Source organism: Nocardioides oceani (assembly GCF_030412965.1).
Taxonomy (GTDB): Bacteria; Actinomycetota; Actinomycetes; order Propionibacteriales; family Nocardioidaceae; genus Nocardioides; species Nocardioides oceani.
Map to the genome: position 1 here is coordinate 1 of NZ_JAUHJQ010000321.1, position 210 is coordinate 210.

The following is a 210-nucleotide window of genomic DNA, read 5'->3' on the forward strand; positions in this document are numbered from 1 at the left end:
TACGCCGTGCTGCGCGGCAGCTCGCAGGCGCGGACGATGCGGTCCAGCGGTGCGGGGTCGGGCTGGCTGGCGAGGAACCGGAGCACCCGCAGCGCGCGCGTCGCCGCCGGCACCAGACCCAAGGCCGGAGCCTAGGGGCGGTGCCGGCGAGCGGCGCGCGGGTTTCCGCGGGTCAGACGTCGCGGCGGGGGGCGCCGGCCGAGGGGTCGG

Annotated in this window: 1 protein-coding gene; it reads right to left on the minus strand. The window is 80.0% G+C overall.

Annotated elements, in window-relative coordinates; all coding sequences use genetic code 11:
• The coding region (locus QWY28_RS24225) for a helix-turn-helix domain-containing protein (RefSeq protein WP_300955436.1) at positions 1 to 113 on the minus strand (113 nt) is incomplete at its 3' end.
• Positions 114 to 210 lie beyond the last annotated feature (97 nt).